Here is an 8,581-nt window from a genome sequence, read left to right as displayed (position 1 = left end):
CCCCCCGCCCAGGAGTTTCTATTTTATGGTATTAAAGCCACCCCTTGGCCGCCCGTTATTTGGGGCGCCGCCCCCCGGGGGGGGGGGGTCTAAACCGGCGGGGGCGGGCGTGGGTGCCGCGTCGGCGTCTTCGCCAGTGTCCGCCTGTTGTTTGCCGGATTCCGCGATCATGCGAAATTCCATGCCAGACAGAGATTATGGAAAATTGCGGCGGATCGTTCGAATTTTAGCGGATCGGGCCTTTTTGCCTCAACGGCCCCGGTTTGGCCGGCGGGTGTGGCAATTCCGTCCACTACCCGCGACCAGCGAGCCGGCTCACATGTCGACGACGACGCGTCCGCGGATCTTGCCGTCGACGATATCGCGCGCGGCATCGATGATGCCATCGAAGCCGATCGTCGTGGACAGGCTGGCGAGCTTGTGCAGATCGAGGTCGGCGCCGATGCGCCGCCAGGCCTCGAGGCGCACGGGCTTCGGCGCCATCACGGAATCGATGCCAAGCAGCGAGACGCCACGCAGGATGAAGGGAGCCACGCTCGACGGCAGGTCCATGCCGCCGGCCAAGCCGCAGGCTGCGACCGCGCCGCCATAGGATGTCATCGACAGCACATTGGCCAGCGTATGGCTTCCGACCGAATCGATGCCGCCGGCCCAGCGTTCCTTGGCGAGCGGCTTGGCCGGCTGATTGAGCTCTTCGCGCGATATGACCTCGGCGGCGCCGAGATTGATCAGATAGGGGCTTTCGGCATTGCGCCCGGTCGAGGCAACGACATGGTAGCCGAGGCTGGACAGGATCGAGATCGCGACCGAACCGACGCCGCCTGCCGCCCCCGTCACCACTACCGGGCCGCGATCGGGCAGGATGCCGTGCCGTTCCAGCGCCATGACGCAGAGCATGGCGGTATAGCCGGCGGTGCCGACCGCCATCGCGTCATGCGCGCTGATGCCGTCGGGGAGCGGCACCAGCCAGTCGCCGTTGACGCGAGCGCGCCCGGCATAGGCGCCGAAATGCGTTTCGCCGACGCCCCAGCCGTTCAAGATCACCTTGTCTCCCTTGCGCCAGTCGGGATGGGAGGAGGAGATGACGGTGCCGGCAAAGTCGATGCCTGGCACCAGCGGCCAACGCCTGATCACCGGCGCCTTGCCGGTGATTGCGAGGCCGTCCTTGTAGTTCACCGTCGTCGCCTCGACGGCGACGGTGACGTCGCCTTCCATCAGGTCGGCTTCGGTGAAGTCCGTCAGGGTCACCGACTGCTTTTTCTCGGGGTCGCGCGAAACGAGGATGGCTTTGAAGGTTTCGGGCATGTTTTTCTCCTCGATCTTGCCAAGCTACAGGACTGTGCGGCGATGGTCGCGCCGGGTCAATCGCTTGAGGGCTTGGGCTCACGGCGCCAGCCGATGAGTTCGTCCAGGACGACCAGTGCCGCACCGACGGAAATGAAGGCGTCGGCAAGGTTGAAGATAGCGAAGGACCAGACCGGCGTGTGGAACAGGATGTAATCGATGACATGGCCGTAGACGGCGCGGTCGATCAGATTGCCCAGCGCGCCACCGATGATCAGCGCGAAACCGAGGCGGGCGACAACATGGCCTGACGGCGTGCGCGTGGCGAGATAGAGCACGAAGGCGACGACCAACACGGCGATGACTATCAGGCCGGTGTCGCCGATGGACGGGAACATCGAGAAGGCGATGCCGGTGTTGTAGGTGCGGAACAACGCCAGGAAAGGAAGAAGATCGAGCTTTTCCTGAAAGGCCAGGCCGGTCTCGACCAAGTGTTTTACCCACTGGTCGAGCGCTATGGCGGCGGCGACGAGCAGCACGTATGGGGACCATGATCTCACGGCTGGGTAACCTTCACTGCTGGTCGGCAATTGGTTCGAGCTTCAGCGCGCCGCGCCGGATCTCGAACAGCATGACGCCGGTGGCGACGGCGAGATTGAGCGAATCGGCGCGGCCCGCCTGCGGAATCCTGAGCAGTCTGTCGCAACTTGCCGCCAGGCTTTCGGGCAGCCCCTGCTGTTCGTTGCCCATTATCAGCAGCACGGGCCCGCGGGAGAAATCGATCGAGCGATAGTCGACCGCGCCTTTCAGATGCGTGCCGGCGACGAGGCCTGAAAATCCACCCCTCCAGGCAAGAAAAGCCTCGGTCGTCGCCTTGGCCACCGGGACGGCGAAGATCGAACCCATGGTGGCGCGCACCGTCTCCACGGAAAACGGATCGGTGGTATCGCCGACCAGGATAACGCCCTTGGCGCCAACGGCATCGACAGTGCGGATCACGGTGCCGAGATTACCGGGATCGCGCACCCGGTCTAGCGCCACCCAGACATCGCCATCGTCGGCGCTGATGTCCTTCAGGGCCAGGAATTTCTGGGAAAAGACGCCGACCACCATTTGCGGATTGTCGCGGCGGGTGATGGCGACAAGCACCTTTTCCGAGACTTCGAGCACAGTGCCGCCGGCGGCAACCGTGCGCGCCGCGACCTTCTCCACCGCCGGGTTGCCGCGCCCGGCCTTGGCGAAAACCAGTGTCCTGATCTGCCAGCCGAGATCGAGCGCGTCGATGACCAGCTTCAGCCCCTCGGCCATGAAGGCATTCTGCTGGTCGCGGAATTTCTTCAAGGCGAGTGCCTTGATATCCTTGACCAGCGGATTGGCGAGGCTGGTGACTTCCTTCACCTGACCAGGTGCGCCGGCGTGCCGCTCGTTCATTCAGGCCACCCAGCGCGAAAACAGGGATGTGGAGAGTGCCCGGCCGGCGGATTTTTCACGGATGATCAACTCACCCGATTCGATCTTGCCGCCCATGCCGGCGAAGGTGTCGCGCATCAGGGCGTGGATGGCGAAGAAGGAGGCGCGGATCGAGTAGGCGGTCAGCACCACGGCCAGCGGTTTCGGGGTCAGGATCGAGCGGCAGAGATCGGTCAGGGCAGGCAGATCCTCAAACAATTGCCAGACCTCGCCCTTTGGGCCGCGGCCATAGGCCGGCGGATCGAAAAGCACGATGTCGTAGCGGCTGCCGCGGCGCTCCTCGCGCTCGGCGAATTTCACCGCGTCGTCGACGATCCAGCGGATCGGCTTGTTGCCAAGTCCGGCCATTTCCTGGTTTTCGCGGGCCCAGCCGATCGCCTTCTTCGAGGCATCGACATGGGTGACCTCGGCACCGGCGCGGGCCGCCACCAATGAGGCAAGGCCGGTATAGCCGAACAAGTTCAGCACTTTGACGGGACGCTTCGCCGCCGCGATCAGCCCGGCCATATGGTCCCAGTGCGAGGCCTGCTCGGGGAAGACGCCGACATGGCGAAACGAGGTGAAACGGCCGAGATAGTCGATGCCGTCATGCTTCATCGGCCAGGTTTCGCCGAGCGGTGTTTTGGGGAAACGCCAACGGCCGATGCCTTCCTCGTCGGTGTCGCCGGTGAAGATGGCGTCGGCGCGCTCCCAATCTTTTGCGGGCAGCGCCTTTTGCCAGATCGCCTGGCCCTCGGGCCGTACGATCCGATAGGGGCCGTATTGTTCGAGCTTCTGGCCGGCGCCGCTGTCGAGCAAGGCATAGTCGGCGTTCGGCGCCACCTCGAGTATCAGCGGAAGCTGCTCGGCGGGCAGGGCGCCGTCGCGGCGGGCAAGGATGCGCGGCGTGGATTTCGGCTCGGTGCGATCGTCGGTTCTGGCTTCATGGCGCTCGCGCGGCTGCGCTTCCGGTCTCGCGGAAGCGTGGCCGACACGCGGACGCGACTGATCCGGCACACCCTTCGCGGATGGATGCGGGCGGTTGTCGCGGCGTTTGTCGCGAAAAGACTTCAAGCGGGAGCATCTCCGAGCGGCGTGGCCGCTTTTGGCATAGGGCAACCAGCTTCGCAACCAAAGTCCGCCGCGCCGGCCTCTCCGGCTTATGTCGGTCGGCGATGGACCGATGTCAAAGAAACAGGCAAATCTACTCCATGTCCCGCTCAGAACGCCTACTCGACCTGATCCAGTCCCTGCGCCGGCACCGCCGGCCGGTGAGTGGGCAGGCGCTGGCCGATGAACTCGGGATTTCGATCCGCACGCTCTACCGCGACATCGCGACGCTGCAGGGCCAGGGCGCGCCGATTGAAGGCGAGGCGGGGCTCGGCTATGTGCTCAAACCCGGCTTCATGCTGCCGCCGCTGATGTTCAGCGACGAAGAGATCGAAGCCATCGTGCTCGGCTCGCGCTGGGTCGCCAAGCAGCCGGATCGGCGTCTCTCCGCCGCTGCCGCCAACGCGCTGGCCAAGATCGCGGCCGTGCTGCCGGACGATTTGCGCGAAGATCTCGACGCCTCGACGCTGCTGGTCGGGCCGTCGCCCCAGGCCGTCGAGGGTATCGATCTCGGCCTGGTGCGGCAGGCGATCCGCAGTGAACGCAAGCTCGGCTTTCTCTACCGCGACGCCGGCGGCGCCGCCTCCGAGCGTGTGGTCTGGCCGTTCGCGCTGGGTTTCTTCGATAAAGTGCGGGTGGTGGTGGCGTGGTGCGAGGTGCGGCAGGATTTCCGGCATTTTCGCGCCGATCGCATCGCGGAGTTGAAGGCGTCCGACACCCGGTATCCTCGCCGTCGCCAGGCGTTGCTCAAGGATTGGCGGGCAACGTTCGACAAACCGCGCGATACGTGACGGCTACTGCCAGAATTTGACAGTGGGCTGTTCTATGTCTGGAGGATCGAAACGCCGAGCCTTGGAGAACAGACATGACCAGCCCGAATTTCGTTATCCTCTACGTTGACCAGCCCGAGCGGAGCGGCGCCTTCTACAGCGCGCTGCTCGGCCGCGAGCCGGTCGAAAGCTCGCCGACCTTCGTGCTGTTCGTGCTCGATGCCGGCTTCAAGCTCGGCCTTTGGTCGCGCCATACGGTCGAGCCGGCGGCGGCTGGGGCGGGCGGCGGCGCGGAACTCGTCTTTCAGCTGCATACGCCTGATGCGGTCGATGCCGCCCATGCCGACTGGTCGGGGCGCGGGTTGAAAGTCCTGCAGACGCCGACCGACATGGATTTCGGCCGTACATTCGTTGCGCTTGATCCAGACGACCATCGGCTGCGCGTCTATTGGCTGTCCGACGCGGAACAGGCCGATGGGGAACAGAAATGAGCGCGTTTTGGATCGCGGTGGCGTCGGCACAACATGTCCGGCGCGGCCGCCAGGGCGGCTTCATGCAGGTCAACCACGGCAAGGCAGCACCGCTGCGTCGGGTCAAGGCGGGCGATGGGATCGTCTATTATTCGCCAACCGCTGTTCTTGGCGAGAAAGACGGTTTGCAGTCGTTCACGGCAATCGGCACCGTGCGGGAAGGCGAGTTCTATCAAGGCGACATGGGCGCCGGTTTCACGCCGTTCCGCCGCGATGTCGACTGGGCGGCGGCTGAGGAAACGCCGATCAAGCCGCTGCTCGACAGGCTGGAATTCACCGCCGGCAAGACGAACTGGGGCTATCAGCTTCGCTTTGGCCTGTTTTCGGTAAGCGCGGCTGATTTCGCTCTGATTGCAGAGGCGATGGGCGTCAAAATGGCTGCGGCGGTGAACTAGGCCTTGAGCGCCTTGTAGACGGCAATGCCGGCGGCAAGGTCCTCGAGAGCGGCGCCGACCGACTTGAACAGCGTGATCTCACTGGTGCTCTCGCGGCCCTTCTTCTGGCCGCGCGCCAGTTCGTGCAGGTCGGCGACAATGGCTTCCGGCTTCAGCACGCCGGATGCCAATGGCTGGACGATGTCGCCAGCTTCCTTGGTGGCGCCGGCGCGGGTGTCGACATAGACGCGGGCGAGCGCGATCGCATCATCGTCGCTTTCGCGCATCGCCGGGGTAAAGGCGCCGACCAGGTCGACATGGGTTCCGGGCCGCAGCAGCGCCCCCTTGATCAGCGGCGTGTTGGTGATCGTTGCGGAGGAGACGATGTCGGCATCGGCAAGCTCGGCATCGAGATCGGTTGCGGCGCTCGCCGCGAAACCCTCCGCGCGCAGCTCGGCCGCGACCTTCTCGGCATTGGCCGGCGTACGGTTCCAGATGCGGATGGTCTTGATCGGCCGGATGGCCGAATGTGCCTTGGCGAGGAAAGGCGACAGCGCGCCGGCGCCGACCACGAGTAGCCGCGAGGCATCGTCGCGAGCGAGATAGGAAGCTGCCAGCGCCGACGCGCAGGCCGTGCGCCACTGCGTCAGCCGCTGGCCGTCGATCAAGGCCTCCGGTTCGCCGGTGGCGCCGTCGAGCAAGAGATAGAGCCCCATGACAGCCGGCTTACCGATGGCGTTATTCTCGGGCGAGACGGTGACGATCTTGACGCCGATGTGGCCACCGGCCGAGGTGCCGGCCGCATGAAAATCGGTCCAGGCCGGCATCAGCAGCAGGGTGGACGCCGCGCCGTCCGGCCGTTCGACCGCGTGATGATGCCTGACCGGCTGTACCGCGCCCTCGCGAAATGCCGTGCGCAACGTCTCGACCAGTCCGGGAAAGGTCAGCGCATGGTCGACCTCGGCGGCCGAAATGGTCAGCATGAAAAGCTCCGTGGAGGGAAAGACGCCGGCCGGCGGTTCAACTGTTCGGCTTCGGCAGCACCGGCGCCTGCGGTGCGGCCGGCGCGCGGCTGACCGCCTGGCGCAGGTTTTCCGCCTCGACGCCACGCTGGCGCGCCAACTTGCGGTAGCGGCCCTGCTTAACCCAGGTCGTCAGGCTGCCGACGACCATGCCGATGGCGAGAGCCAGGAACAGGAAGATGAACAGCGGCAGGGTCAAGGTCAGCTTCGGATTGCCGGGATTGAACGGGTCCAGCGTGAAGGCAACGAGTTCGCGGTTGGCGACGGCAAGCGCGATCAGGATGATGGCGAGCGGCACGAAGACCAGGATGAGCATGAAGCGATTGAGCATGATGTTTTCCGTCGCAAGCGGTCTTGTCGGACAAGGCCGTCAGGCGCTGACGCGCCTACTTGCCGCTGTTCAGCCTTTCACGCAATTCCTTGCCGGTCTTGAAGAACGGCACCCATTTCTCCTCGACCTCGACGGATTCGCCGGTGCGCGGATTGCGGCCGGTGCGGGCCGGGCGGTTTTTCACCGAAAAAGCGCCAAAACCGCGCAGTTCGACCCGGTTGCCTTCGGCAAGGGCGTCGGTGATCTCGTCGAAGATCGCGCCGACGATGTTTTCGACGTCGCGCAGGAAAAGATGCGGATTGCGCGTGGCAATAATCTGCACAAGTTCGGACTTGATCATGAGAGAGGTCCCCGTGAAAGCTCTGCGGTCAAATTAGGACGATGATTTTATTTTGTTTTTTGCCTTGCCCCTAACGGCGTCTCAAGGGTGCCAGACGGAAACGAGACCGTCAAGAAACAAGCGGTCGGCGCCGAGTTCGTGGATGACATCGCCGGCAAGGTCCGGCAAGCCGAGCGCGCTGCCGATCGTTCGAGCCATCGCCTTGGAGAACAGGAAACCGCCGCGCCGTTCCGTATCCTTCCATTCGACCACCTTGAGTTTGGCATCGACACCTTTGGTCGCCAGCCAGTCGACCGCCTCGGTCTCGCCGCCGACGGAGTCGATCAGCCCGTTGGTAACACCCTGGCGGCCGGTGAAGATCGAACCGTCGGCGAGTGCCAGCGCTTGCTCGCGAGTCATTTTGCGGCGTTCGGCGACGATGCCGACGAACCAATCGTAGCTGTCGAGGATAAGCTTGCGGACCATGGCGCGCTCGTCATCGTTGGTCGGTTTGAAGGGAGAGGGCGAGGCTTTCAGGGGTGAGGATTTCACTTCCTCCAGCTTGACGCCCAGCTTGTCCATAAGGCCGCTGACGTCGGGATACTGGATCAGAACGCCGATCGAGCCGACGATCGATGTCTTGCGAGCAACGATGTGGTCGGCCGCGCTTGCGATCATGTAGCCCGCCGAAGCGGCGAGCGTGCCTACCTCCGCCACCACGGGCTTGTCGGCAGCCACCTTGCGCACCTCCTCATAAATCGATTCACCGCCGACGGTGGTGCCGCCAGGTGAATCGATCGACAGGATCACGCCCTTCACCCGCGACGACTTGCGGATCGTCTCCAGCCGTTCGATCAGTTCCTCGTCCTCGGTGATCGTACCTTCGATCCTGACCTTGGCGATGTGGTCGACGGCCGAACCGCCGAAATCATCGCGATAGAACCAGGCGGACAGCGCAATGACGCCGAGTGCCACCACGCCCATGGCCGCAACACGCCAGAAGGTCAGTTTGCGCCGCAAGCGGCGGCGGTCGATCAGGTCGTCGGCTCTCAGTGCCATGGTCAGCCTCACGGTCGGTGGGAAGAGACGCTTTTAGACCATGATGTCCTTGTCTGGAAGCAGTTCCGTCTTTCCCATGGCGCGGCAATCCGCGCGCGGATCCGGCGGACCTCTCCGGATGGCCGGTCGGCCGCCCGCTGCCAGGCGCGCGCCGACGGTCGCCATACTGTCGGTTTCGTGACTGGCCTGCCCAATGAACGCAAGGTAAGGGAAGGAACGGCGACGATGAAAAATCGACGCAAGACGTCCGTTTCTGCTATGAAGCACTGGTTGTTGTGCTGACCTGATTTTCGTTTGTACAACGGCAGCTGTCACATTTTTGCGGTTTTCGTC

Annotated in this window: 11 protein-coding genes; 3 read left to right on the top strand and 8 right to left on the bottom strand. The window is 64.2% G+C overall.

Annotated features, from left to right (window positions below):
• Positions 1-315: 315 nt before the first annotated feature.
• From acuI to NKJ26_RS18585, 4 genes are read right to left on the bottom strand one after another with little or no spacing between them, the layout of a single operon-like run.
• Positions 316-1,305, bottom strand: a complete 990-nt coding sequence (gene acuI, locus NKJ26_RS18600) for an acrylyl-CoA reductase (NADPH) (RefSeq protein WP_352696448.1) — start codon at positions 1,303-1,305, stop codon at positions 316-318.
• Between the two features lie 56 nt (positions 1,306-1,361).
• Positions 1,362-1,844: a signal peptidase II gene (lspA, locus tag NKJ26_RS18595; protein WP_352696447.1), complete on the bottom strand. Its 483-nt coding sequence runs from the start codon at positions 1,842-1,844 to the stop codon at positions 1,362-1,364.
• Positions 1,845-1,857: 13 nt separating this feature from the next.
• Entirely contained in the window at positions 1,858-2,715 is an 858-nt protein-coding gene (locus NKJ26_RS18590; protein WP_352602304.1) for a TrmH family RNA methyltransferase, read from the bottom strand.
• The gene (locus tag NKJ26_RS18585; protein WP_352696446.1) at positions 2,716-3,807 is read right to left on the bottom strand and encodes an RsmD family RNA methyltransferase; all 1,092 of its coding nucleotides are present in this window, start codon (positions 3,805-3,807) and stop codon (positions 2,716-2,718) included.
• 137 nt (positions 3,808-3,944) lie between these two features.
• On the opposite strand from NKJ26_RS18585, the gene NKJ26_RS18580 reads away from it, so the two are divergent.
• From NKJ26_RS18580 to NKJ26_RS18570, 3 genes are all read left to right on the top strand, one after another.
• Positions 3,945-4,634 carry a helix-turn-helix transcriptional regulator gene (locus NKJ26_RS18580; RefSeq protein WP_352696445.1) on the top strand — a complete coding sequence of 230 codons (690 nt, stop codon included), beginning with the start codon at positions 3,945-3,947 and terminating at the stop codon, positions 4,632-4,634.
• Between the two features lie 74 nt (positions 4,635-4,708).
• Positions 4,709-5,104, top strand: a complete 396-nt coding sequence (locus NKJ26_RS18575; RefSeq protein ID WP_352696444.1) for a VOC family protein — start codon at positions 4,709-4,711, stop codon at positions 5,102-5,104.
• Entirely contained in the window at positions 5,101-5,538 is a 438-nt protein-coding gene (locus NKJ26_RS18570; RefSeq protein ID WP_352696443.1) for an EVE domain-containing protein, read from the top strand. Before NKJ26_RS18575 ends, NKJ26_RS18570 begins: the two co-directional genes overlap by 4 nt.
• On the opposite strand, the gene lhpI is transcribed toward NKJ26_RS18570, so the two are convergent.
• From lhpI to sppA, 4 genes are all read right to left on the bottom strand, one after another.
• Positions 5,535-6,500 (bottom strand): bifunctional Delta(1)-pyrroline-2-carboxylate/Delta(1)-piperideine-2-carboxylate reductase, encoded by a 966-nt coding sequence (gene lhpI / locus NKJ26_RS18565; protein ID WP_352696442.1) that lies wholly within the window; start codon positions 6,498-6,500, stop codon positions 5,535-5,537. The two genes, NKJ26_RS18570 and lhpI, sit on opposite strands and share 4 nt — an antisense overlap.
• Positions 6,501-6,537: 37 nt before the next feature.
• On the bottom strand, positions 6,538-6,870 hold the full coding sequence (locus tag NKJ26_RS18560) for a DUF1049 domain-containing protein (protein ID WP_352696441.1): 333 nt from the start codon (positions 6,868-6,870) through the stop codon (positions 6,538-6,540).
• A 55-nt stretch (positions 6,871-6,925) separates the two neighbouring features.
• Positions 6,926-7,210: an integration host factor subunit beta gene (locus tag NKJ26_RS18555; RefSeq protein ID WP_023797441.1), complete on the bottom strand. Its 285-nt coding sequence runs from the start codon at positions 7,208-7,210 to the stop codon at positions 6,926-6,928.
• 81 nt (positions 7,211-7,291) lie between these two features.
• The gene (sppA, locus tag NKJ26_RS18550; protein ID WP_352696440.1) at positions 7,292-8,248 is read right to left on the bottom strand and encodes a signal peptide peptidase SppA; all 957 of its coding nucleotides are present in this window, start codon (positions 8,246-8,248) and stop codon (positions 7,292-7,294) included.
• Positions 8,249-8,581: the final 333 nt, after the last annotated feature.

The sequence above is a fragment of the Mesorhizobium sp. M0152 genome (assembly GCF_040322415.1).
Lineage (GTDB): Bacteria > Pseudomonadota > Alphaproteobacteria > Rhizobiales > Rhizobiaceae > Mesorhizobium.
Note: the sequence above shows the minus strand (reverse complement) of the source record. Positions and strands in the feature narration are given on the sequence as shown.